This window comes from Chitinophaga sp. Ak27 (assembly GCF_012726295.1).
Classification (GTDB): domain Bacteria; phylum Bacteroidota; class Bacteroidia; order Chitinophagales; family Chitinophagaceae; genus Chitinophaga.
In genome coordinates this window covers 67,172-92,250 of record NZ_JABAOB010000011.1, presented here as the reverse complement: position 1 = coordinate 92,250, position 25,079 = coordinate 67,172, and the positions used below count along the sequence as shown (strand labels likewise).

Annotated in this window: 17 protein-coding genes; 7 read left to right on the top strand and 10 right to left on the bottom strand. The window is 45.8% G+C overall.

Going from position 1 to position 25,079, the window contains the following annotated elements; translation table 11 throughout:
• Window positions 1-32: 32 nt before the first annotated feature.
• From HGH90_RS28260 to HGH90_RS28225, 8 genes are all read right to left on the bottom strand, one after another.
• On the bottom strand, window positions 33-974 hold the full coding sequence (locus HGH90_RS28260; protein WP_169192460.1) for an alpha/beta fold hydrolase: 942 nt from the start codon (window positions 972-974) through the stop codon (window positions 33-35).
• Window positions 975-980: 6 nt separating this feature from the next.
• Window positions 981-1,748 carry a prolyl oligopeptidase family serine peptidase gene (locus HGH90_RS28255; RefSeq protein WP_168765306.1) on the bottom strand — a complete coding sequence of 256 codons (768 nt, stop codon included), beginning with the start codon at window positions 1,746-1,748 and terminating at the stop codon, window positions 981-983.
• Between the two features lie 45 nt (window positions 1,749-1,793).
• Complete coding sequence (locus HGH90_RS28250) at window positions 1,794-2,510, bottom strand: TolC family protein (protein ID WP_168765305.1); 717 nt, start codon at window positions 2,508-2,510, stop codon at window positions 1,794-1,796.
• Window positions 2,507-3,940, bottom strand: a complete 1,434-nt coding sequence (locus tag HGH90_RS32155) for an O-antigen ligase family protein (protein ID WP_168765304.1) — start codon at window positions 3,938-3,940, stop codon at window positions 2,507-2,509. The genes HGH90_RS28250 and HGH90_RS32155 overlap by 4 nt, the downstream gene beginning before the upstream one ends.
• A 126-nt stretch (window positions 3,941-4,066) precedes the next feature.
• Complete coding sequence (locus tag HGH90_RS28240; RefSeq protein ID WP_168765303.1) at window positions 4,067-5,131, bottom strand: acyltransferase family protein; 1,065 nt, start codon at window positions 5,129-5,131, stop codon at window positions 4,067-4,069.
• A 23-nt stretch (window positions 5,132-5,154) separates the two neighbouring features.
• Window positions 5,155-7,341 (bottom strand): exopolysaccharide transport family protein, encoded by a 2,187-nt coding sequence (locus HGH90_RS28235; protein ID WP_168765302.1) that lies wholly within the window; start codon window positions 7,339-7,341, stop codon window positions 5,155-5,157.
• 392 nt (window positions 7,342-7,733) lie between these two features.
• A complete protein-coding gene (locus tag HGH90_RS28230; RefSeq protein ID WP_169192459.1) occupies window positions 7,734-13,010 on the bottom strand; it encodes a fibronectin type III domain-containing protein in 5,277 nt (1,758 codons plus the stop codon).
• Window positions 13,011-13,399: 389 nt separating this feature from the next.
• Complete coding sequence (locus tag HGH90_RS28225) at window positions 13,400-14,587, bottom strand: glycosyltransferase family 2 protein (RefSeq protein ID WP_211093023.1); 1,188 nt, start codon at window positions 14,585-14,587, stop codon at window positions 13,400-13,402.
• Window positions 14,588-15,009: 422 nt separating this feature from the next.
• On the opposite strand from HGH90_RS28225, the gene HGH90_RS28220 reads away from it, so the two are divergent.
• From HGH90_RS28220 to HGH90_RS28190, 7 genes are read left to right on the top strand one after another with little or no spacing between them, the layout of a single operon-like run.
• The gene (locus HGH90_RS28220; RefSeq protein ID WP_168737186.1) at window positions 15,010-15,402 is read left to right on the top strand and encodes a response regulator; all 393 of its coding nucleotides are present in this window, start codon (window positions 15,010-15,012) and stop codon (window positions 15,400-15,402) included.
• Between the two features lie 42 nt (window positions 15,403-15,444).
• Complete coding sequence (locus HGH90_RS28215; protein ID WP_211093022.1) at window positions 15,445-16,596, top strand: sugar transferase; 1,152 nt, start codon at window positions 15,445-15,447, stop codon at window positions 16,594-16,596.
• A complete protein-coding gene (locus tag HGH90_RS28210) occupies window positions 16,596-17,804 on the top strand; it encodes a glycosyltransferase (protein ID WP_168765300.1) in 1,209 nt (402 codons plus the stop codon). The genes HGH90_RS28215 and HGH90_RS28210 overlap by 1 nt, the downstream gene beginning before the upstream one ends.
• Window positions 17,788-18,711, top strand: a complete 924-nt coding sequence (locus tag HGH90_RS28205; protein ID WP_168765299.1) for a glycosyltransferase family 2 protein — start codon at window positions 17,788-17,790, stop codon at window positions 18,709-18,711. Before HGH90_RS28210 ends, HGH90_RS28205 begins: the two co-directional genes overlap by 17 nt.
• Complete coding sequence (asnB, locus tag HGH90_RS28200; RefSeq protein WP_169192458.1) at window positions 18,699-20,600, top strand: asparagine synthase (glutamine-hydrolyzing); 1,902 nt, start codon at window positions 18,699-18,701, stop codon at window positions 20,598-20,600. The genes HGH90_RS28205 and asnB overlap by 13 nt, the downstream gene beginning before the upstream one ends.
• A gap of 1 nt (window position 20,601) precedes the next feature.
• Complete coding sequence (locus HGH90_RS28195; protein WP_169192457.1) at window positions 20,602-21,729, top strand: glycosyltransferase family 4 protein; 1,128 nt, start codon at window positions 20,602-20,604, stop codon at window positions 21,727-21,729.
• 22 nt (window positions 21,730-21,751) lie between these two features.
• The gene (locus HGH90_RS28190) at window positions 21,752-22,522 is read left to right on the top strand and encodes a class I SAM-dependent methyltransferase (RefSeq protein ID WP_169192456.1); all 771 of its coding nucleotides are present in this window, start codon (window positions 21,752-21,754) and stop codon (window positions 22,520-22,522) included.
• Window positions 22,523-22,606: 84 nt separating this feature from the next.
• On the opposite strand, the gene HGH90_RS28185 is transcribed toward HGH90_RS28190, so the two are convergent.
• Complete coding sequence (locus HGH90_RS28185) at window positions 22,607-23,449, bottom strand: beta-1,6-N-acetylglucosaminyltransferase (RefSeq protein ID WP_168765295.1); 843 nt, start codon at window positions 23,447-23,449, stop codon at window positions 22,607-22,609.
• 10 nt (window positions 23,450-23,459) lie between these two features.
• Window positions 23,460-24,800 carry a lipopolysaccharide biosynthesis protein gene (locus HGH90_RS28180; RefSeq protein ID WP_169192455.1) on the bottom strand — a complete coding sequence of 447 codons (1,341 nt, stop codon included), beginning with the start codon at window positions 24,798-24,800 and terminating at the stop codon, window positions 23,460-23,462.
• Between the last annotated feature and the right edge of the window lie 279 nt (window positions 24,801-25,079).

Below are 25,079 nucleotides of genomic sequence, written 5' to 3'. Positions count from 1 at the left end.
TGGCGATTGTTGTCAGAAGGCAAGGAAGTATATCAATCCTTTGCCTGCAGGTACTCCCACATGAGGCTATTTACCTGTGTTGGCTGTTCATAATGCGGCATATGTCCCGCACTATCTATTTCATGTACTGCTAAAGTTGGGTATAAGGAGGTATAAGTATCCAGTTTTTCCGGGGGGAAAAAAGGATCCTGTTTGCCGTAAATCAGCAATATCTTTTGCGGGGCTACCTGTTTTAACAGGTATAACTGGCTCTGGTTGAGCATATTCATCCATGAAGACAGGGTAATGCGTTTATAACCGTTAAAATTGCTGAAATAATTCAGCCGTTTGGCGTAGTCATTAAACAACGGTTGATTCACAAATTCCTTTCGTTGATTTTCGGTAGCCCGGGGATACCAGTACCCACTCATTAAAATATCTGAAACGACGGGAACTTTCAGGAATAGACTGGGATGGAGATCTCCGCTTGCAGCGGGACCCAGTAAAATGATTTGTTTTACCTGGCTGGCATGGGTAGCTGCATAGTCCAACCCAATCGCTGCTCCCATCGACATTGCAATCATATCAAAGGGCTGGTGAATGCCCAGCGTATCCAGCAGGCTGTTAAGCTGCCGGCGATACAGCGACAGGTCATAGGTTGTTTCCGGCCGGTCGGAATATCCCCGGCCATACAGATCGTAGGTAAGTACCCGGTAGCCTTTAGAAAGGAGGAAGGGCACATTGTATTTCCATACTTCCATACCACTGGAGCCGCCGCCATGGATCAGTACCAATAATCTGGCCGTATCGGGACCTGACAGGCGATAATGTACCAGGCCTTGCGGGAGCCGGATAAAACGCCCGGGAGCGGCCGCTCTCGCGGCTTCATTCATAACAGCGGTTTCCTGCCTGCTTTTAAAGAGCAGGAAACCTGATATCAACACCACCAATGTTCCGGTGCCCGTAATACATAACCACTTTTTGAAAGAAAACATACCTGGTTATCGTTTGAATTGCAGCAGCCACTCGTAAATATTCATTCCATTCTCCCGATAGGAGGGGTTGTAATATTGTTCCCAGCAGCAGTGCTTATGGTCACCAATGGTTAGTTTGGTAAGCCCGGGTTTGTATTTGCTGGTACTATCGGCAAACAGTTTGCAGTTGCCCAGGAATACCGGTTCTTCAGTACCGCCGAAATACCATACATGGATATTGTTTTGCGCGGTTACCTGGAAGCTTTTCAGGTTTTCTGCGTCGATCGTAGCAGGCGACATATTTACAGCGGCAGCTATTCGCTTCGCCATCCGTTTGTCGGTAACTGCCATTCCAACCGACCATCCGCCGGCGCTATAGCCGGTGATATATACCCGGGACGAATCGATCGGATATCTTTTCAATACATCTGTCAGCGCGGCATCCAGGTGTTCCGGGCCCAATGACCAGCTGGTGGCCAGTGGAGCCAGGACGATGAACTCATATTTTTTCCCGTCTGTTTTGTTGACGGCATCTATGTTTTTGCCCTCATGCATCTGCCGGGCTACCCCTTGTCTGAATATCTTCGTCAGATCTGTACCAGCGATACTTCTGCCATGCAGGCAGATTAATATCGGGTAACGTTTACCAGGTTTCATGTTATCCGGCAGCTTCAGCAACGCCGGTATATGATGCCAGGGCGTTATCTGCACCTGTATAGCCTGGAATGGTTTTAAATCCTGCGCCGCCAACACTATTGTCTGCAGCATCAATCCGATTACTAACGTCAATCTCATTGTACAAATTTATTTGCCGGCTAGCTTACGCCGCTGGCCCCCTGATTATAAATGCAGCAGTACTTCTTCCATGGTACTACCGATAATGCCTTCCAGCGCTATTTTAGATTGTTTTACGTCCCTTTCCAACGCTACTTTTCTCACCATTTCAGCATTGTAAAGACGATATGCTTCATTTAATGTTTCTACCTGTGTATTCTGATCAGCTTTGGAAAACCTGGATTCTACCTGTTTGTAATGATTATAAGCATCTTCCAGCAATGGCAATTGCAGCTCATATAATTGTTTGTTCGCAGCATAGTCTTCATAAGCCCGCAGCACTGCCGCTTTCAATGCCAGTTTACCAGTTTCTTTTTGTTGCTCCAATGCTTTGCCATTGGCCTTGGCTATTTTAACATCGTTAGGAATGCTGATCAGGTGACCAATGGGAACCATAACCCCGAAGTTGTATCTTGGATACAGGGTATTGTTGTTGGTAGTACCGCTTCCTTTGATGGTGAACTCATTCAGGTTACCTGCGGCGGTAAGCATATCCAGCCAGCTTGCCTTGGCTTTGTTTTCTTCATATTTAGAAATCTGTTTCTTAAAATCGATTTCTTTTAACTGGGGATTCTGATAGGCCAGTTCTACCAGTCTTTCCTTTAACCGGGCAACAGTAGGCTGATCGGCGGGTAAACGCAGCAGGACAGCGGTGTCGGCTTGCTGAGCCTTCGCTATAGTTCCTGTGAATGCTACCAATAAAAATAAAAATACGCGTTTCATGATGTGATGTTTGGAGATGATAGTAGATATTTTAACTTTATAGTGATCCCATTTAAGCCATAGTACAGCAGGGCAGATTCTATCAATCCGGACGATTCCTGAGCATACATACTCACCACCAGGGCAAACATGACGCAGAGAATGACCAGCGTAAACTGCTTTTCCGCTTCCGTTCGCGCAGCAAAATAATTAGACACCATGTACCGCATCATGATGAAAATATTAATCAGCACCAGGGTAAGGCCAATTAAGCCTTGTTCCAGTACGGTACGCAGGTAGCCACTGTCGGGAGGAAATCCATCCAGCTCACTACCCGAACCTGGTTCACAGCTGAGGAAACCTCCGCCAATAGGGTGTTTGAAGATATACGGCTGAATACGATGCCTGTTCACTTCCCTCACATTGAGAGAGGCGTCTTCTGAACCTGAAAAGGCAGTACGCATCCTGATCACAGTAGAGTTACCGTGAAAAGGGCCAAACATCAACACCAGGAATGCCATTACAAACACCAACGCGCCGATAATCGTATTGCGGTGCCGCATGTTCACAAATACCATGATCAGAAGGCCCATCGGCACCATGATGTAAGCTGTACGCGTACCGGAAAATCCGAGGGCCATGAACTGAAGTATCAGTGAAAACACCAGGAAAGCCTTCTTGGCAGGAGAAATCAGTTTCATGGAACTTGTCAGCAGCACAATATTGATAATGCAACCACAGGCCATGATCACCCCGAATACTGCCGGATCAGACACGAAGGAAAAGATGCGGATACCGGTTAAGATAAGTACGGTCTTAAATTTTTCCGGATACCTGGCGATATAGGCCTTCTCAAAAGGCATAAGCCCAAACCATTGCTGGATACAGGCATAGAAAGCCGCGATGGTAAGCATGATGATCCAAAACTTCAGGTAAAATTTAAGGTCATCCATATTCCTCACTATTCTCATCACCAGGTACATCGCTACCATATTACGCACATATACCCTGGCGAAGGTAGTCCAGCCATGCCGGTCGTACACAAAGGCGGGGTTGAAAAACTGCAGCAGGATATACCCACCATAGATATAGAAAGTAATGATAGCAGGATCCCTGAGGAAGTCTACCTTTTTAATGTTATTATCTTCCTGTTTTAGCAAGCTACCTACCAGCGTTATCAGCAGGATGGCATCTATCAGCACGCCCACCGGGATTTCTGTACCAGACATCCGCTCCAGCAATCGCACTGTCAGTGCAACGGTGCAGGAGATAAAATAGCCTGCCCGGTAATTCAACACGGAAATTAGCGCTACGCTGATACCTACTACGCCACCTATCAGTAAAGCTGTATACTTTACCTCCTGGGCGCTTGTATAGGCAATAACCGGTACAACTATTACCCAGCAGATAATAATGAATATGTTGAAGATATTTTTTTTCGCTACTTCCACTGAATAGAATTTATAAGAAAACTATTTTAACCGCCATAGCGATAATCGTGAGCGCTATAAAGATGAGGATCAGCACCTGGTGCAGGTGTTGGTCTATCGGTTTATTTTTTGCTTGCTTTTTCATGTTTAAGATGGCAATACTGTTTTATTGTTAGCGTTATGCTGACCGAATGGCCCGGTAAACAACCAGCCGCATTTCAATTGTATCAATACCCGGTAAGCGATAATCGACAGGAAGATGGAAGTGGGTATTAACGTCAATAAAAGGACCAGGCCATTACTGATACCTATTCTCATCAGTACCGCCCGCAGCACCGCAAATATGGTGATGTGCAGCAGGTAGATATACAATGAATAATGACCTATTATGCTCAGGAACCCCATCCGTTGGTGTTTTGCCAACCAGGAGGAAAGCATCATCACAAACAAACATCCATTGAGTGCAATCAGCATGAGGACATACAAGCTCATTTGCTGGTGATGCAGGTAGTACCATTGCAATAAACCGAATACTGGTGCGAGCAGTAGCAGGTTGATTGGGTTGGAGAAACGCATTTGTGTTTCTTCCCGGAAAAAATAACCGGAAGCAATGTCTCCGATAGCAAAGTAGATATAATGTATCGCTATATCGTAAAAGGTGCTGATTGGCTGCACATAAGGCGCTATCCCCAACAATGCCAATCCGATGACCAGTTGCCATGCTTTCCGTTCTTTAATTGTAAGCGATGACAGCAAGTACAGCATCGTTACATTAAATAGTGCAAACAGGTACCACAGCTGATCAAGCTTTCTTGGCTGAATAAAAATGTTCAAGTAATCAGCCATCGAACGGGTAGCATTACTATAGTCTGAAAACAATATCTGCAGGGTGATCTGGATCACTGCCCAAAGCAGATAAGGGTATAGCAATGTGTTTACCTTATTCACCAGGAACGTTCCTGGACCACGTTTCCCTACGCTTCTGCTGAAGAAAATGCCTGACAGTAAAAAAAAGAGCGGCATCCTGAAACTGTATAACATATCATTAGTAGCCAGTACTTGCTTTGGTAGTACAATGCCGCTGGCTACAAGCCCATAGGCCAGATGCCGGTATACAACCAGGACAATGGCAATGCCTTTTGCATAGTCAATCCAGGCGTAGCGCGACGCTTTGCTCTCGGGGCGTAAGCTAAATATGTCGTGAAGTTTCAACGGACCTTTAATTTTAGAGAAATTTACAATTCTATGTAATCCTCCTTAACGTTATTCAAGACAGCTCCCAGGAATTTGTCGCCGAGTGATTCCAGGAATTCGGATGATTCCCGGTCTATTTGTTTCATTTTTAAGTGAGAAGAAAAGATGGCGATTACTCCTTCTGCATATACAGATAACTCACGGCTGTCGGTGAAATCGTTCAGTGGTGCACCTTCCATTAAAATGTAATCGTAATATTGCTTTAGCTCAGGCAGGTAGTTAAGCAGGTGATTGGGAGGCAAAATTTCGGAAGGGGTGTAGTCCCCGCCCCGGCAGCCAATCACTTCTATGCCTGGTGCTTCGTACGTTGTCACAATCTCTTTCACTTTTTCGATGCTGAATTCAGCAGGAGGTACGGAAAAGAATTCCAGCGTAGGTTTGGCTTCCATCTGTACACTCACATCATTGTTGCAGAAATTGGTATCGATCACTAATACTTTTTTGTTGCTCAGGCTCAGGCTATAGGCCACTGCCTGCAGCAGGGTGGTTTTACCCTGCTGAGGTTCTGTACTGGTAAACAGGAATACCTTTCGACCGCTGCTTTCCAGCTCATACCGGAGTTTGCGCAGCAACTCGCGGAAAATATTTTGTCTTTTCAGCCATTGCGATTCATCCGCTTTCCGCTGTAATATTTCCAGCAGTTTATAACGCTGCAGGTTAGCGTGGTTGATGGTAGCAATGAGCTTCAAATCAGAGGTGCGGTTGAAAATGGAAGGAGATTTCAGGGAGTTATCCATAAACTCTCTGAAGAGGATACTGATACAGGCAATCATAAAAACGGCCATACCAGACATACCCATGATCACCAGGCGTTTGGAAGATTCCGGTGTAAAGGCAGGCTGTCCAATCAATGTTTGGCGGAAGTTATCCTGTGGTACGTTACGGTTGTCCAGGGCGGAACCTAATTTTTCTTTCAGCTTATTATATTCTTCCTGTGCCAGGGTTACTTCCTGTTGCAGGGAGGTAACGGTAGCTTCTTTATTGGCATAGGAACCAACTGAGGAGCGCAGGTTCCGGATTTTATTTTCCAGGGCGCTGATGTTCAGCCGGGAGGCGCTAACCTGTGCTTCCAGGGCTTCTTTGCTCTGTAGTAACTCTTCTTTGCTGCTTACTTTACCGGAAGGGGTGGAGGCATCCAGCATAGCTTTTTGCAGACGGGCGCGTTGTGTTTTTATTTTATCGGCCAGCGCATTGTCGGTAGAACCGCCATTCACATATTGATCGTTGAGATCGTTGATTTGTCTTCTCAGTGAAATGATTTCGGCATTTGAGTTGGAGTAGGCAGGCTTGCCGCTATTAGCCTGGGCCAGTTGTGTGCTGATGTTGTTGAGAGAAGCCTGCAGGTTGTTGTAGTTAGCCCTTTCATCGGAGAGGGATTTTTCAAATTGTTTGATCAGGTCCCACTCATTGCCGCTGGCTGTTTCTACGTTCAACACGCCCTGGGCAGTTTTATATCCCCGGAGTGCTTCTACTTTCTGGTCCAGTTCCCGTTTTTTCTGTTCTACCAGCGCTTCAAATGTTTCTACGTTTTCTACAGAGCGTTCGGAACGGGAGCTGCGATAAAAGCGGATAAATTCTTTGTAGAGTGTATTTACGGCGTAGGCAGACAGGTCCGGATTCTCTGAATAACAAATGATGTTGATATAATCTGTACGCTGAAGACGTCCTACCAGCATCATTTTGCGAATGCTCTCATAATCATATTTATAAAGCTTCATGAACTCCAGTATCTTCCGTTCTTCGGGAATAGAAGAGGAGAGTATTTGCAGGGAATCAATTTTCTGGCGGCATACGCGAACAATTTCTTCTTTATTGGCGGAGAGGTATACCGGTTTTTTCAGGTCTTGTTCTGTAAGCTGACGAAAAGGTTTATTGCTGGTGAGATCATGCAGCATCAGGTTACAGGACAGCAGCCCGGTAACGAGCGGAGAATTAATGTTTTCTATAACGTTGTCAAATTTAACGTCGGCTTCAAACAGGTTAACATTTTCATCCCTTAATTTAATCTGCTCGTTGGTAGTGTATCCCGTCGCCATTTGGGCGGTGGATGCGTATAATTTGGGTTTACCGATGGTAAAGGCAAAGGCTGCAGCCACTGCAGCGATGGTGCTGAGCAGTATCCACCATTTCTTTTTGAGTAACGCCTTTATGAAATACACGATGTCCATATATAATTTTCCTTTTGCTAAAATTTATTGTAATACGCAGAGCAGGAACATGGATATACATGTATATTGAAGTCCTATCCCGGCGCAGATACTGGCGTGTCAGAGGAGATGGTAAAAAATCTAATTAATATTGGGCTTACTGCCCTTCAAATTCTGGTTTTATCGAGGATGAGGTTATGGGGAGATATCCGGGAGAACATAAGTATCCTGGTATATCCGGTTATGAGTCAAAGGTAAAAGATTATATTAAAAGACACTTTATTTTTAAGCGAAACATAAATTTTAGTTGGTTATCGCTGAAGTTTGGCGGGTAACGCAAATTTAACCAAAAGCAAAACCGCCCCGAAAATTTCGGAGCGGTTCTACTTTGATCATAATCATTCAGTTACAACTCAATTTCCCTTGACAAGTTTAACGCTCTTGGTTTCACCGGTCGAAGTAGTCAGCTTCAGGATATAAATGCCTGGTAAGCTGATGCTGCTCCTGGTGTTGATCCGGATGAGGTTCTTACCTTGCGGTACTTCCTTCCGGGTTTCTGTATAGAGGCGTTTACCGCTGAGGTCAGTAATTTCTATCATCATCACAGGGGCTGATTTTTGTAAGGTCATATCTATGGCCAGGTTATCCATATATGGATTTGGATAGATATTGGCCTGGATACTGCCTTTATTAGCGCCGTTTGATGTCAGGGCCGGCTGATGATTAGTTACATCTGTCACCATGGCCTGTGTACCGTTTAAGGTTTGAATATTGGAGGTAGCATCAATTTCCATGCAGTTCAGGTAACCTACCTGTCCGCCGGCAGGGATGCTGAGTGTGAAGGCAATTTCACCATTTGCATCAGCTGTCAGGTTAGCGAAATCGGCAGTAGTGGTCGTGTTGTTTTGTGCATACAGCGTTTTAGTTACGCCGTTGACGGTAAACTGGGTGCTGCCATTGTCTGGCTGCGGCGCCCACCATTTACTATTCGACAGGAATTTGATGGTATAAGTAGTATTCGCGCTTAAACCAGTCAGGTGTCCGTGCATCACAGGGGCGCCGTTAAAGAAGCCCGGCAGTGATCCGAAGTACAGGTATTCAGCCAGTACCACATCCGGATAAACTCCGCTGTTATTACCGGTGGTAGCTCCTTCTATACCAGCTGCCCACCAGCTTTCATCGAATCTCAGTCCTACGGAAGTGGTCTGGCCCTGATCGTTTTTCAGGGCAGAAGCGGTGCCGTTGGATAGATTATTCCATGGAGCCGGAGCCGTGTTATTGAGTTTAAAGTTCAGGAACAGTTTGTAGCTGCCATTAGAATTAGGCGGCACATTTACTGTAATGCTGAAGGTAGTGGTATCTGCGGCGCCATAGGAATCCCTGGCGATAACGCTTACATTGTTAAAGGTACCTGAAGTGCCTATTGGTGGTGCGATTGACAGTGATACGCTGCCGCCTGACTGTACCAGCGTTACGAAAGATGGCAGGTTAACGGCACTGTAGTTAATCGGGTTACCATCCGGATCGCTGGCCACTACAGGTACGTTGAGGGTAGTACCTGCATCCAGTGTCTGGTTGCTGATATCAGTTAATACCGGCGGATGGTTAGTTGTTACCGTACTATCGCCTACGCCGCCTGCATCAATTTCCATGGCATTCAGGTAGCCTACCTGGCCGCCAGCAGGTATGCTGAGCGTAAATTTGATCTCACCATTGGCATCTGCCGATACGTTTTGGAATATGGCGAGATTGCTGGTATTGTTTTGCGCATATAATGTCTGGGTAACGCCATTGATGGTGTATTGTGTACTACCATTATTTGGCTGCGGCGCCCACCATTTACTGTCGCAAATGAACTTCACGGTGTAAGTCCTGTTTGTTTCCAGGCCGGTAATATGACCGTGCATAGCGGGTGCGCCGGTGAAGAATCCGGGCAGCGCACCGAAATAAAGGTATTCTGCCAACACGGAATCAGGATATACACCGCTGTTGTTACCTGTAACGGCGCCTTCTGTACCTGCTGCCCACCAGCTTTCATCGAAAGTAAGACCAGCATTGGTTACCCGACCGCCATCATCTTTCAGGTTAGTGGTAGTAGTACCAAAGATATTGTTCCACGGTGCAGCTACGTTGTTGTTGAGTTTGAAGTTAAGGAACAGTTTATAGTTCGGTGTAGGTCTGTCTACTACCGTAAGTGTAAAGCTGTGTACGTCGATACCGCCGGCATTATCCGCTGCCTGCAGTTTTACTACGTAGGTGCCCGCATCGCTGTATCCTGGTGCTAAAGTCAGGAGGCAGGTATCATTGGCGCTTACTATGCTGGCAAAGGCCGGCAACTGGAGGGCTGTCCAGGTAAAGGTATTACCCGGGTTCAGGTCATGCAGGGATACTTTCACCGTAGTGGTAGTGCCCTCATTGACGCTCCATCCAGCTACGGAATCAATTACCGGTGGATAGTTGTCGTTCACTACCAGGTTGAAGAGCGCAGTGTCTTTGCCACCATTGTTATCTGCTGCAATTACACCGATGCCATTGTAGGTGCCCTGCTGTGCTGCCGTTGGCGCCAGGTACAGGGAAGTAACGCCTGCATTTTGCTGCAGGGATACGAAGGCAGGTGCATTATAGAGACTGAAAGTAATCGGATCGTTATCCGCATCTGTAGCGCTTACCGGTATCGACTGCGTGGTGCCGTAGCGGATAGTCTGGCTGCTGATAGGCGCCATCTTAGGCGGATTGTTCAGTGATTTGGTGCCTGCTGCTGCGGTGAATGCAGAGTAACCACCTTCTCCGAAGGCCCTTACCTTATAGTATACCACCGTATTGGCTGCCAACGTAGAATCAGAGAAGGTTCCCTGGCTGGTAGCAAAGGCGCCCAGTATCTTAAAGGAACTGAAATGCAGACTGTCGGCCAGTGAACGTTGTACTTCATAGCCGGTTTCAATAGTGGTAGTATCATTCCAGGTGAGTTTCACCACGGAGGTAGACAATGCCTGTAAAACGAGGTTAGAAGGTGCTGTTGGCGGCAATGGTTTCGCCGCGGTAGTAGCGCTGGCCACAGCAGTATAGGCAGATTCGCCATACTGACCAATGGCTCTTATTTTATAATAATAAGTGGTGCTGGCATTAAGCGCAGTATCGGTATATGCCACAGCTCCGGCTGCGGTAGTAGCTACGATATTATAAGTGCCGGAGCTACTGGTACTTCTGTAAATTTCGAAACCTGTTTCGTTGGTACTGTTATCTTTCCACGTCAGGTTGAGTTTACTGTAGTTATTAACCGTAACGGCCAGGTTAGATGGCGCTGTTGGTGCGCTGCCATTTACCACGGAAGTATCTACGAAAGCCGCATCCGGAATCAGCGTACGGGTAGTAATACCAGCAGCGGTGCTGGTCCAGTACACGTTCATGGCAGAGCCGCCGCCGCCCTGGAAGTAAGTAACTGTAATAGGATATACCCCCGCATTGGCGATTACGGTGCCTGAAGCATAGGTAGGGCCATGCGAACCATCATTATTGACGGTAGCAGTAGCGGAGCTGGAATATGTTTTATTGAAATACAGCTTGCTGCCATCATCTGAGTAAGTCTCAAATGTATAGGTACCGGTAACCGGGATACGGATATAACCGGTCCACATGATCGCATAATTAGTAGTAGTGCCGGCTGGTACTATGGAAAGATCCGGAATATACGCTTTACCTGTTTGAGCCGGTGTCAGGTTAGTAAAGTTAGGCAAACTGGTATAGCTACCGTTGTAGAACTTGTAAGACAGGTTTGCCTTTTTAGTTCTTACCGTTACCTGGTTACTTGGCGTAGATGTTTTACCCGACACATCTTTTGCTTTCACATAGAAGTTGTACAGGGTACCATCGGTAAGACCAGTAACAGTGGCGGTTAATACATTGCCGACAGACATTTTCAGTACGCCGTTGGCATATACGTCGTAACCGGCAATACCCGCATCATCTGTGGCGGCCAGCCAGGTTAATACTACCTGGTTATTGGTATAACTGCTAATGGCTAATGATGGAGGGGCAGAAGGAGCGGAGCTGTCTGCAACAGTTGTTCCTTTAACTTCAGCAGACACAGGCCCGGCTGCGTTATCATTAACCGGACGTACCTTATAGAAGTAGTTGGTACCTGGTATGAGGTTGACATCAGTGAAGGTCACCACACCTGAGTTGTTCTTTCCAACTAAAATATATGGTCCACCACTTTGGGTAGCCCTGTAAATTTCAAAGTATTTTTCATTGAAAGCAGGGGTTGGATTCTCTGTCCAGGACAGGGAAATAGACGTTTTGGTGAAGCTGCTTACTATGAGGCTGCCAATGGGATCCGGGCCGTTGATACCGGTGGCATTCACCACCCTGAAGGTATCTGAATAGGCGCCTATGCAATAATTAGGCGCTGTAACCCTTACCACATATGCACCGGGTGTAGATGTGGTGAGCGTATTGGTGTTGCTGAGTATGGTAGCGCTACCGCCTTTGATCCATTCGTATTGGGTCATACCGCTGGGCACCTGCATAGTAATGCTGGTGCTGCCATCGAGGGCAGGCAATACATTGCTGGCGAGTGCCGGCGACGTAGTAATAACCGGTGCCGGTGAGGCGGGTTTATAGCTCATCACCAGTGGGGTAGGAGACCATCCCGTCCATCCGGTAGGTAGTAATCCTCTCACACGATAACTACCCGGTAGGGTGACTACCAGGGAATCGGCCGTACCTGTATAAACAGTAACGCCATCTTTTTGCCATTCATATTGTTGGAACCCAGGAGCTATACCAATAGTGATCGACTGTCCGGGACAGAAGGTGCTGGAACCAAACAGCGGCCATGGATTTAGCCGGTTGGCCCGCAGCATGAATGGAGCAAAGTCCGGTTCATTCCAGGCATCCACCCAGGTATTATGTCCATCATTAGGATAAGTAGTGAGTTTGAAGTCACTACCTGCTGCCACAATTTGTGCGGCCACCTGGTTGGTCGTATAAGGAGCGGGATTACCGTCCTGGCCGCCCTGGAAGAGCCACAGCGGCGTAAATTTATAAGTATTGATATAATTGGCATAATCCAGCGTCATGGCACTCATAGGGAGAAACGCTGCAGTCAGTTGAGGGTAGCGCAGTGCAAACTCCCAGGTACCCCATCCGCCACCGGATAAACCGTTTACGCACAAACGATCGGGATCGCCTTTACAGGAAGCAACAATAGAATCTACTACTTCCTTCAGGTTATCATAATCGTTAGGGCCCCAATAGCCGCCCTGGCTTTGGGGATAGAGCAGGAAACCATCGAACGTACCTGCGTCGACGCGGGAAGCCCATAACTGACCGCCCCACAACAATTGGTATTCGTTGTCGTAAATCGTTCCTTTTTCTCCCACACCGTGGAAGAACAGGTAGATGGGATATTTTTTCCCATCATTGGTGCCAGGAACGTAGGTCTTAGGGAATTTAAGACGGAACGCCATGTTCTTATAAATGTAGCATTTATAAGAATCGGTGTTGTAGCTCATTCTTACTGTTCTTACCCATTTTACGATTTTATCGTACTGTGGGGTAGCGGGAGGATTGGCAGAGTTGTAAGTGATCACCGGGTCACTGGGATTTAATGCTGTTTGAGCCTTTGTTTCATAGAGAAGGCCCAATGCAAACAGCATTGTAAGGAGCATGCGGTGTAAAGTTTGATTCATAGAAGTATATTATATTACGTGATCCCACAGCTTTCGGCTTGGCTGAAGGAAAAAAATGTCACAGCTAAAACCCCGGGAAACCGGAATTACGTTTCGTTCAGAGGAGATGGTAAAAATTACTAGCTGTATCAGACACTTGTCTGTCAGCATGGAGGCTTTGTCGAAGGATAAGGCTGAGGGGAAATGGTGGTCAGGGAATTAACTTATTCACTGATATTGTTGCATTGTCAGTCCATTCAAATAGCAGGACACAATCTCTTTATTCAATTTCCTTTATTCCCTGCTAAAGTAAATAACTGTTCGTATATATTATATTTTTTTTGGTAAACGGCGGCTTTTGGCTGGTAAACGCAAACATCTGCCTTGTGAATAAAAAGCGAGGGCGACGATTATTGCACGGCGATACTTCTTTGCGCCCGTTCCCAAACAGCGGATTGTCGCTTCCGGAAATAACGTATGCAACCGATGTACACAGCAACATTCATAAATACGAAATAGAAAGGGATATAAAAGTATTTCACTTTTTTCTGGCGTTTGGCGAGAAGATAACCTACGAGCGCTGCTCCATAGAAGCAGACTTGGGCGATGCCCGTCACAATATAAATATTACCTGCCTGCCCTATTACCAGTAAAGCATTACTAATGATAGCCAGGAGCAGCGATAAAGGGGCCAGGGTCCACCGGAGTACCCGGTGGGAAATGTATTGCCATGTAATTTTAGGATAGCGGAAAGGGTTGAGCAGTGGGAGCAGGCGTCCCATAGACTGGAAACCTCCGGCACATATTCTTACTTTACGTTTATACTCTTCCCCCAGGGAGGCAGAAGACGTTTCCATGGCATAGGCTGCCGGTTCATACATCACTTTGTATCCTTTCATATTGATACGGAAAGAAATCATAAAATCATCCAGGATAGTATCTTCTTCCGGGTGTTCATACAGCTCGGTACGGATGGCAATCAGCTCGCCAGCAGCGCCCATTACACTGTAGAGCTCTGCATCCCATTTTTTGAGCAGGGACTCATATTTCCAGTACATGCCTTCTCCTTCGGCTTCTGCGCCGCCGGTAGTGGGCATCACCTTTTTTTCCCCCGCCACCACGCCGGTAGCAGGATCGGCAAAGTGTTGCATGAGCAGGGACACGGCGCCGGGATTCAATAGTGTATTGGCGTCCGATAGTACTACAAAGGGAGTGTGTACCTGTTCCATGGCGCGATTAACAGCAGCCATTTTTCCCCTGCGCTGAGGATCATATAATAAAGTTACCTGCGGATATTGTGCTATGATTTCATTGGTGTGATCAGATGATCCGTCTGTTACAAAAATGAAACGGATTTTATCGGCAGGGTAGTCCATCGCCAGGCTGTTCTTTATTTTTTCAGCGATAAAATCTTCTTCATTATAGGCGGCAACAAGAAAAGTTACCGGGGGAACAAAGGAAGGGTCGCCATGCTGTGAATGCCCATGTAATAGACGTTTGATACGTATAATGAAATATAGCAGCAGACCATATCCTACATAACTGTAGCATACTATAAAAAGACTCAGCCAAAAGATCACAGACAAAAAGGTGGACATAGCAGCAAAACTTAAAAGGGGCTTATTTGTTTTCTTCACAAAAGTATTGTAATTTAAATGATACGCAAATCGTAATTTGTGTTAGTTCATTGCTCCAGACCACTTTATTGAAATGTAAATGACCGTTTACCTCAAAAATTGCAACACTTACCCTCCAAATTTGGTCGTTTACAAAAAAAAATATCGCTGATATTTTTAAAACTATACTTTTGCTTTCATATTCGTCGAGTGAAGATTCGGGAATACACAACAAGCATGAAAAAACCATTTTTCCTCTCTCATATCCCCTGCAAAGACCGCATTAGGTAACTTACCTGACTGATAATTGACCAGATCCCATCAAAAGCCTTCGGGAGTTTGCGCTAAATTTTTTGCAAACCACCATGTAACAGTTTTAAATAATTGTTTGAAAAGAAGGTATAATGAAAAAGAAAATTTTAATAATAGATGATAGTATGCCGATGCGTTATTTGCTGGAGGCGGTTTTAGGAAAGGAATATTCCGTGGTAACAGCGCAGGACGGCCTGGTAGCAATTACCTGGTTACTGAACGGTAACAAAGCAGATTTAATTATTACCGATTTGCAAATGCCTAATATTGATGGATGGGAACTGCTGGACTACCTGTCGGGTAGCTATTTATACCAGGATACACCCGTAATGGTGCTGTCGGGGTTTTATGCCGACAAAACCAATGATCTGACTGCACGGTACAATAGTGTGAGAGAAGTGTTGCAGAAGCCATTTGATCCAATGCAGTTATTAAATAAGGTGGACTTTATCCTGGAGAAACAGTTAAGCGCCACCGCTATTTAATATGTTATTGTCACAAACGAATACACTACAACTTTTTAACCGATGAATACCATTACCCCCAATTTACTGCAAGTTAAGAGCATCAGAGGCGTAGAAGTAAATAGAAATAGTTTACTCACCCAGGTAGCAGATGCTGAAAGCGTGGTACTTTTTGTTGGAAAACCCAACAAAGTCATGCTGGCAGAAAATAGTCAGTTTAGATGTGTCGTGACAGAGCAAGTAGAGGATGCGAGAAAAGTAATTCATCAGCTGCAGCATGTTTTCAAGAAAATGCCTTCAGCTATCATTTATGGGTTTGACAGCAATTATGAAACAACATTAACGGAATGGGATACTTTTTTTAACAGCCACCAGTTTCTGGGTTCTATTCCTTTCTTCGTATATATCGATAAAGGATTTGACGAACTGAAACCCTTGGTTGCCCGCTATACGTTTATTGATGATATTATTACCGCCAGTGCGTGGCATATGCTGAACAATAAAATTGCCATTGTCAGCAAGTTTAAGCGCATGCGCACGTTTCCTGTTTACAAGAGCAGCAGCCTGCGTACCCGTTTATATTCCGGGAAGTTTTACAGCAACCTGCTCAAGCGTACCCTGGACATTACCCTGGCCACCGGTGGCCTGATTGTGTTAAGCCCCGTCCTGCTCGTGATCGCAGCGATGATCAGGTTAGAGTCAAAAGGCCCTATATTTTATGCCGCTAAACGTGCCGGCAGAAATTACCGCGTATTTAAATTTTATAAGTTCCGTACCATGATACCAGATGCGGATAAGCAACTGGATAAAATTAAACATCTCAATCAATATGATGGTCAGGGTAACGGACCTACCTTCATTAAAGTTTCCAACGATCCAAGGGTGACCAGATTGGGCAGCTTCCTGCGCAATACCAGCCTGGATGAAATTCCCCAGCTTCTGAACGTAATTAAAGGAGATATGTCGCTCGTAGGCAATCGTCCTTTACCATTATATGAGGCAACCACGCTGACCACTGACCAATGGGTGGAAAGATTCCTGGCGCCCGCCGGCATCACCGGTCTTTGGCAGGTGAGCAAAAGGGGAAAGAAGGAAATGTCTGTACAGGAAAGAATAGACCTGGATATTAATTACGCGCATAACCGTTCCTTCAGATATGATATGTGGCTGATGGCGAGCACACCATTTGCCCTTGTACAAAAAGATAATGTATAATGATAGCTACTATAGAAGTAATACTGTTTGTTTACCTGGCCGGTTGCGTATTGTATAATCTTTTGTTATCCATAGCAGGTCGCCTGAGCCGTAAGGAAAAGATTAACTACGAGGAAACGACTGCTTTTGCAAAGATTGCGATACTTATTCCTGCCTACAAGGAAGACAGTATTATCTTATCGACGGTGAATAGTTACAATCGCTTACGCTACCCGCTTACCAGGTTTGAGGTAGTGGTAATAGCAGATTCACTCCAGCCAAGAACGCTGGAGGAACTGGCTGCTACCGGCGCCAATGTAATCGCCGTTAAATTTGATAAAAGTACCAAGGCCAAATCACTGAATGCGGCATTTGAGGAACTGGGCGATGATTATGATATGGCATTGATCTGCGATGCGGACAATATGCTGGAAGAAGACTTTTTGTTGAAGATTAATCACGCTTATCAACAAGGATATTATGCTATTCAGGGGCAACGGGTAGCAAAGAATCTCAATACACCATTTGCTATACTGGACGCTGCCAATGAAATTATAGCCAATCATCTTTACCGTAAAGGAGCTAATGCCCTGGGTTTATCGTCTTCTGTGATTGGATCCGGCATGGCGTTTCATTACCCGCTGATCAAGCAGATCTTAAGTGAAATACAGGCTACCGGCGGATTTGATAAAGTGTTGCAACTGCTGGTAATAGAAAAGGGGCATAGCATCCACTACCTGGAAGATGCCTACGTGTTTGATGAGAAAATTACTCATGCGGCCGTATTCGAAAACCAACGTAAACGTTGGATGTCCAGTCAACTGGTATATTTACGCACTTACTGGCGCGCCGGATGGAAAGCTCTTTTCAGGGGTAATATCAATTACTTTAACCTGGCCGTTTGCCAGAATGCTTTACTGCCCAGGATGTTGCTCCTGGCCGCATTAACATTCATTACCGCTCTTTGTTTCCTGTTGCAGTCTTTTCTGGTTATTCCGGCTTATGTGTGGGCAGGGCTGTTTATAGCAAATATGCTGAGCCTCCTGTTACCCATCCCGGGAAAGTTTTTCAGGAAATACCTGGTTACCGCTATGATCGCATTGCCCAGGGCTATCGGTATTATGATATTATTGTTGTTTCGCCTCAAGGGAGCTGACAAAACATTCATTCACACTACTCATACACAAACGGGTATTAACAACCCTTTATTAGATGCAGCCAGAAAATAATACATATTATCCACTGGTATCCATTATCACTGTTAATTATAATAACGCTAAAGTAACAGTGGAACTGATGGCGTCGCTCAAACGCATCGGCTATCCCCGCCTGGAAGTGATTGTGGTTGACAATGCCTCTGCTGAAAACCCCACGGGGGCCATTCAGCAGGAATATCCTGCTGCCAGGGTTATACTGAGCGAACAGAACCTGGGATTCGCGGGAGGCAATAACCTGGGTATAAAGGCCGCCACAGGGGACTACCTGTTCCTGGTTAATAATGATACAGAATTTACCGAAGGCCTGATAGAAGGATTACTGGAAGTGTTTAGTCAGCATCCCGATGCAGGTGTAGTAAGTCCCAAGTTCCATTACTTCTTCCAAAAAGGCACCATCGAATATGCCGGCTATAAAGCCGTAGATACGCTCACCGGCAGAAACAGTATGATCGGTTGCCGGGAAACAGACAATGGCCAGTATGATGCCTTTACAGAAACACATTATGCACATGGTGGTGCTATGATGGTATCTGCTGCTGCTTTAAAAAAGGTAGGGCTCATGCCGGAAGTATATTTCCTGTACTACGAGGAATTTGACTGGTGCGAACAATTCAAACGTCAGGGATATAAAATATATTACCAGTATAAATCCCTCATCTATCATAAAGAATCGATGACTACCGGGAAGAACAGCCCGCTGAAAACATACTACATTACACGCAACCGGATATTATTCATGCGAAGGAATGTTAAACTGCCAGCCCGGATGTTTTTTATGTTGTACTTTATCTTTTTCACCATCCCCAAAAACACGGCGCAGTTTCTACTAAAAAGGGAATCCGTTCATATGAAAGCATTCTGGAATGGCATTTTCTGGAACCTTAAACATCCTAAACCAGATAATATATGTGTGGCATAGCAGGGTTTATTGATTTTACCCAAAAATCAGATACAGGTATATTACGCAGTATGACGGATGCGATGGCACATCGCGGACCCAACGATGCCGGGTACGAGGTGTATGAACACCCACATGCCTCCATCGGTTTGGGGCAACGCCGGCTGTCGATCCTGGATCTTTCCAGTTCCGGTCATCAGCCTATGCACTTCGAACAATATTCCATTATCTTCAATGGAGAGATATATAATTTTAAGGAGATCAGGACCGAACTGGAAAAGCTGGGGCACAGTTTCCGCTCCGGCGCCGATACCGAGGTATTGCTAAAAGGCTATGCCCAGTGGCAGGGTAAGATCCTGGATAAATGCATCGGCATGTTCGCGTTTGTGATCTACGACCGCAATGCAGGAGAAGTTATCCTGTTCCGTGACAGGGCCGGCGTAAAACCACTGTACTACTACTGGCACAACCGTACGCTGCTTTTTGCTTCAGAGTTAAAAGGACTCTGTGAACATCCGTCTTTTAAGAAAGAGATTGATGAAAAAAGTCTGTCCCTGTTCCTGCAATACAGCTATATCCCGGCGCCATATACTATTTACCGGAATACGCATAAGCTCCGGCCAGGGCACTTGCTGAAAGTATCTTTGGAAAAGGAAGCCATTAGCGAGCAGGAGTACTGGAATGTGTTGAATGCGTACAAACAGCCGCTGACACACCTGTCTGAAGGCGATGTCATCCGTCATACGGAAGAGCTGATGCATAGCGCGTATAGTTACCGAATGGTGTCTGATGTGCCGGTGGGCGTTTTTTTAAGTGGTGGATATGATAGTGCCAGCGTGGCGGCCTTGCTGCAATCTAATACCTCCAGCCGTATCAAAACCTTCACCATCGGCTATAAAGAACCACAGTGGGACGAGTCCAGGGAAGCGAAGAAAATAGCCATGCACCTGGGTACCGAGCACCATGAGTGGATCGTAGGACCTAAAGACGCACAGGAAGTATTGCATCACCTGCCCGAAATATACGATGAGCCCTTTGCTGATAATTCTACCGTACCCACTACACTGGTGAGCCGTTTTGCCAGCCGGGAAGTGAAAGTAGTGTTATCTGCCGATGGGGGAGATGAGGTATTTGCGGGGTATAATAAATTTAACCAATCGCTCCGCTATACCGGCAGCTTCCCACGTCCGATACAGCGTACCCTGAGTGCGGCGATGTCGGTGGTATCCCCGGAAGTGATTCCTTATTTCAATAAGCAATACAACTTCGCGTCCCGTTACGAGAAGATGAAATTGATCTGGGCCAGTGGAAAACCACAGCATGCCCTGAAATATATCAGCCAGTATCTTACCGAAAACGAAGTAAACTATTATACCGCCAGCCCTGTAGATGGTTATAAAACTAACTTCGATATGAACGGGGAACTGGACCGGATGAACGATCCGCTGAATCGCTTACTGGCAGTGGACTACAAAACATTCCTGGTAGATAACAACCTGGTAAAGGTCGACAGGGCCACGATGTCTGTCAGCATCGAAGGCCGCGAACCTATGCTGGATCACCGCCTCGTGGAATTCCTTGCCCAGGTGCCTGCCAGCCTGAAAACGAAAGATGGGATCAACAAATATATCCTGAAAACAATTGTACATAAATATATTCCCAGGCCCCTGATGGAACGTCCAAAAAGGCCATTCATTGCACCTTTGCAGGAATGGTTCCGCGACGACCTCAAGGAACAGATGCAGTACTACCTATCCGGTGAGCGCCTGGCAAAATCCGGTTTGTTCAACGTTCCACATGTAGAGCAACTATTGAATCATTATTTATCCGGCGGAAAGGTGAGTCACCAGAAACTGTGGAACATGCTGGTATTTCAATTATGGTATAGTCGCTGGATTGAAAAATTGTAGTATGGGAAAAGTAAATGGCAAAATACGTGTACTGGAAACCATCCGCCAGGGTAAAATTGGTGGTGGAGAGAGCCACGTACTAGACCTGGTGGCAACGCTGGACCGCGATTTATTTGAGCCGGTAGTACTCTCTTTTACAGAAGGGCCGATGATCACCGCGTTGAAACAAATGAATGTACCAGCCTATGTGATTGGCAGTGAAAAAGCCTTTGACATAGGAGTGTGGAGAAGGGTAAAGAGCTTCATACAACAACAAGAGATTGATGTGGTACATGTGCATGGCACCCGCGCCAACTCCAATGTGCTGTGGGCCGCACGTAGCCTGGGATTACCGGTGGTATATACCATTCACGGCTGGTCATTTCACGAAGGGCTGCATCCACTGACCAAGCGTTTGCGTATTGCTGCGGAAAAATTTATTACCCGTAAAACACAGGTAAATATCTGTGTGTCCGAATCTAATCGTCAAACCGGTATCAAGGCATTCAAGCGCTTTGCCGGCGTGGTGATCCGGAATGGTGTAAGTCTGCGGAAGTTTAATCCTGAAGGTTCTTACCCGGATCTGCGGGCAGAGTATGGGATACCGGCCGATAAGCTACTGATTTGTTTTATTGCCCGGATGACTTACCAGAAAGATCCGGTGACGATGATCAAAGGGTTTGCAGCGGCCTTGCAACAGGTGCCGCAACTGCAATTGCTCATGATTGGCGACGGGGAACTGATGCCGGCAGCGGTATCTGCTGCCCGTGAAGCAGGAGTGGAACAGCAGGTGATCTTTGCCGGCTATCGCCAGGACATTCCAGCTGTGCTCTATGCCGCTGATATCTACTGCCTACCATCGCTCTGGGAAGGATTTCCGATTGGCGTACTCGAAGCAATGGCCATGGGAAAGGCAGTGATTGCCAGCGATGTGGACGGCACCAAAGAAGCGGTGAAAGATGGGGAAAATGGCCTGTTGATACCCGCTGAGAATGTGTCCGCGTTAGCGGCTGCAATAGTAAAAGTAGCCACAGATGAACGTTTACGCCACCGGTTGCAGCAAAACGCAAAGATTGAAATTGCTACGCACTTCAATGTAGCTGGTATGACTGAAAAGATAGCTGCTGTATACCAACAGCTCTGTAAATAATAACACACTTATCAATTTTGATATGACAAAGACCGCAATCACCTACGAATACGACCGGATTACTGATATAAAACGCCTCAATTTTATAACGGATAGTCTGCAGAAAAACATTCCCGACGGAGGCCGTGTGCTGGACGTAGGATGTGGTAACGGCGTGATCAGCCGCCACCTCGGACAGTTTGGTTATGAGGTATTGGGAATAGATATCAGTGAAAAGACCATCGCTGTGGCCAATGCACGCAATACTTATCCCAATGTGAAGTTTGCTGCCATCAGCGCAGAGGCGCTCACGGCACAGGGAGAAACATATGATGCAGTGATCTGCAGCGAAGTGCTGGAACACCTGGATCAACCTCAGTTGTTACTGCAAACCATCCACGATTCCCTGAAAGATGACGGACTGTTGATTGTAACCGTTCCCAATGGACAGGGACCAAGAGAGTTGTGTGTTACCCGCCCTATGCTGAAAGCGCGTAACAACCCGGCATTGTGGAAAAATATTAATAAGGTAAAACACGCACTGGGCTTCAAAGGCACTACTGCCCAATCACAAGCCGATAACCTGGATCACGTGCAATTCTTTACGGTGAAGGATTTGCAGAAGCTGGCCGCTGCGAGCGATTTCAAAATAGTACGCTTTGCCAAGACCAATTTTGTGGAAGACGTATTCCCGTTTTCACTGATCACCAAGCGGGTGAAGTTTCTGCAATCATTGGATTGCCAGGTAGCAGAAATACTGCCCTACAACTTTACCGGTGGCTTTAATACTTTGTGGAGAAAGAACACCCGATAATAAATAATATACGCAACGAGTGTAAAAAAAGAAACCGTCTCTGCGGAAGCGACGGTTTTCTTCTTTTATAGTAGTTTCACCCTGTTAACGCTTGGTCGCCAGGTCAATCTGGTCCAGCAGTTCCGGTGCTTTGTCCATATCAAACTTACGTGCCAGCAGTTGCCCCGACTGCAATATCTTGTCCAGATCCTGTATAGTAAACGTTTTTGGATGGGCATGTCCTTCCGACCAGTCTATATACCGCATGTAACTATTCCGGACAGTATCTTTAAATGGACTGTTCATAATGAGTGTCTGGAAAATAAATTCATCTCCTCCCCAGGTATATTTATAAAAGCGTTCCAGCCTGGGATGATCTTTTACATATTGGGCGCACCACAGCGCACATTCCTGTGTAAGACTCCACCATAGGGAGCCGCCATAAACCTCGAGGTTAAATGGGTGGCGCCGGGCGGGCAATATTTTGTTGACCAGGGAGGCTATCCGGTATTTACCAGGGAAACGGAGATCCTCAAAATAGTAGGCAGTGATTTTAGACATCATCCGTTGGAGCGCTTCCGGTGGAAGCAGGTCCAGGAACTGTTGCCCGGGATTGCCGGCAAAGAAATGATACAGCACGTCGATATCTGCCAAAGGATAATCTTGTGCGCTGATCAGGTGAATAAAGCCGTATTGCTTGCCGGTGGCGCCAATGTGCTCAATGCCATTAAGTGCCGCCCGGATGGTGCCGTAACCGGCCCAGGTTACGTTAGCTCTCTTGGTGATAAAACTGACCTGAGGGAAATGTAAAGCATCCTGCCATTCCAGTATATTCGCCTTCGCATCGAGGTGAATATAGCAATCAACTGCCGGATGCTGCAGCCGGCCGAGCAGACGGCATAACTGCTGAGGATTCTTATGACTCAGGATAATAAAAGCTATCCTCATAAATGGTTAGTTATTTGTACTGTAAGCGGAAGATTTTTAATTTCGACAAAAGCATTTTGCATTCATTCCAACCATAAAGCCATACATCTTTCAACTTCACATCAGGAAGATAACGGTGAAGGAAATAATAACCGAATATTACTGCAAACACCAGGTTAAGGGAAGAGGCAATCGCCACAGAGCGAATATCGGTAAATAACAGCACCAACACTATATCCAGGACAATATTTATGATTAGTTTCAACAGGTTCTTATAAAAGTTTACACCTGGTTGGTTGATCATGTCCAGGGTCACACTGATGAAACGGTCGATCGGGTACAGAATACCTGATAGCAGGAATATTCTCACAATATCGGTAGCCGGCAAATAGGCCTTGGCCGCCAGTATCAGAATCAACGGCTTGGTGAATATTAATAGCCCTATAATAAAGGGTAGAATGATGATCGTAATGGTGCCGGTATAGCGACAAAATGCACGGGATACTTCTTTCCAGTCGTTCCGGTTGGCTGCGGAAGAAATGGTTGGCTGAGAAGTGGCCACAAAACTTCGCAGGATGATTTCGATGAACTCCATAAATTTCTGCGGGATGCTATATACCGCTACTGCTGCGGGATTGATCATTGTTCTTAATACCAGGTTATCAGAGTAGGTAAGCAGGGAAGAGGTCACCATACTGCCGACTATCATCCGTCCATACCGGTATAACTGTAAGGCATGCGCTTTGGTGCGTACGGCCAGGGTATGTAATTCGGTCCACTTAAAAACCATGCAGTATATGCTGGTCAAAAGCAGCGACAGGGTATACGCATATAATACATTGTGCAGGTTCACCTGTTTCAGCAGAAACAGGATGCAGAGCAGTACCAGGAAAGAACCGTTTTGCATCATGCGTATTTGCACAATTTTATCAAACCGGTGTGCGGCCTGTAATACCCAAGTAGAGAAGTTGAAGGGGAGTGAAAACAACGTCATAATGCCCAACCATCCGAGGAAAAAATGCCAGGTGTCGCTGAACCAGCGGTAGCCGGCAGCATATACGGTAAATGAGCCGGCGATAAAGATAAATGTCAGCAGCAGCGAAATATACCAGGCGGCCCCGGTTACCTGGTTGCTGATATCCGCATCTACACCCGCACTGAATTTAATAATGCCGGATTGAAGTAACGCCGTTCTTATCTGATCCAGGATGTTGTAGGTAGCGAGAAATAATACCCATTCACCAAACGCAGGAAGTGACAACATTCTTACCAGCAATGCGAAAGAAAGTACATTGAAAAACGCCATAATCACATTTCCAAGAAGCGAATGGAAATGCCTGTTGCGCATTACTGCCAAAAGTTTAAATGCCATGAACCATTAATTACAATCGTATTGTCCTGAAATAATGGTCTTTGTGTAGGAAGAGGTCAAAAAATAAGGGGTCTGTGCAGACTAATAGCTACAAAGTTAAGATTTTTATTGACAAAAAAATCAATCTTTACCAGATAGATTTAAAATAAACAAATAAATACAGATATGAATTATTTATACTTTATTTATTGTCGATATATATGTTATTTTTTTTAATTATATGAAAGAAAAAAAACCTTTCTTTGCAAAGACAAACCCCTGTTTTTGGGAACCTTCAAA

Excerpts from the sequence above, each read along its gene's own strand:
- HGH90_RS28260 (WP_169192460.1), bottom strand. The coding sequence starts at position 974 with ATGTTTTCTTTCAAAAAGTGGTTATGTATTACGGGCACCGGAACATTG.
- HGH90_RS28255 (WP_168765306.1), bottom strand. The coding sequence starts at position 1,748 with ATGAGATTGACGTTAGTAATCGGATTGATGCTGCAGACAATAGTGTTG.
- HGH90_RS28250 (WP_168765305.1), bottom strand. The coding sequence starts at position 2,510 with ATGAAACGCGTATTTTTATTTTTATTGGTAGCATTCACAGGAACTATA.
- HGH90_RS28235 (WP_168765302.1), bottom strand. The coding sequence starts at position 7,341 with ATGGACATCGTGTATTTCATAAAGGCGTTACTCAAAAAGAAATGGTGG.
- HGH90_RS28230 (WP_169192459.1), bottom strand. The coding sequence starts at position 13,010 with ATGAATCAAACTTTACACCGCATGCTCCTTACAATGCTGTTTGCATTG.
- HGH90_RS28225 (WP_211093023.1), bottom strand. The coding sequence starts at position 14,587 with ATGTCCACCTTTTTGTCTGTGATCTTTTGGCTGAGTCTTTTTATAGTA.
- HGH90_RS28220 (WP_168737186.1), top strand. The coding sequence starts at position 15,010 with ATGAAAAAGAAAATTTTAATAATAGATGATAGTATGCCGATGCGTTAT.
- HGH90_RS28215 (WP_211093022.1), top strand. The coding sequence starts at position 15,445 with ATGAATACCATTACCCCCAATTTACTGCAAGTTAAGAGCATCAGAGGC.
- HGH90_RS28210 (WP_168765300.1), top strand. The coding sequence starts at position 16,596 with ATGATAGCTACTATAGAAGTAATACTGTTTGTTTACCTGGCCGGTTGC.
- HGH90_RS28205 (WP_168765299.1), top strand. The coding sequence starts at position 17,788 with ATGCAGCCAGAAAATAATACATATTATCCACTGGTATCCATTATCACT.
- asnB (WP_169192458.1), top strand. The coding sequence starts at position 18,699 with ATGTGTGGCATAGCAGGGTTTATTGATTTTACCCAAAAATCAGATACA.
- HGH90_RS28195 (WP_169192457.1), top strand. The coding sequence starts at position 20,602 with ATGGGAAAAGTAAATGGCAAAATACGTGTACTGGAAACCATCCGCCAG.
- HGH90_RS28190 (WP_169192456.1), top strand. The coding sequence starts at position 21,752 with ATGACAAAGACCGCAATCACCTACGAATACGACCGGATTACTGATATA.
- HGH90_RS28185 (WP_168765295.1), bottom strand. The coding sequence starts at position 23,449 with ATGAGGATAGCTTTTATTATCCTGAGTCATAAGAATCCTCAGCAGTTA.
- HGH90_RS28180 (WP_169192455.1), bottom strand. The coding sequence starts at position 24,800 with ATGGCATTTAAACTTTTGGCAGTAATGCGCAACAGGCATTTCCATTCG.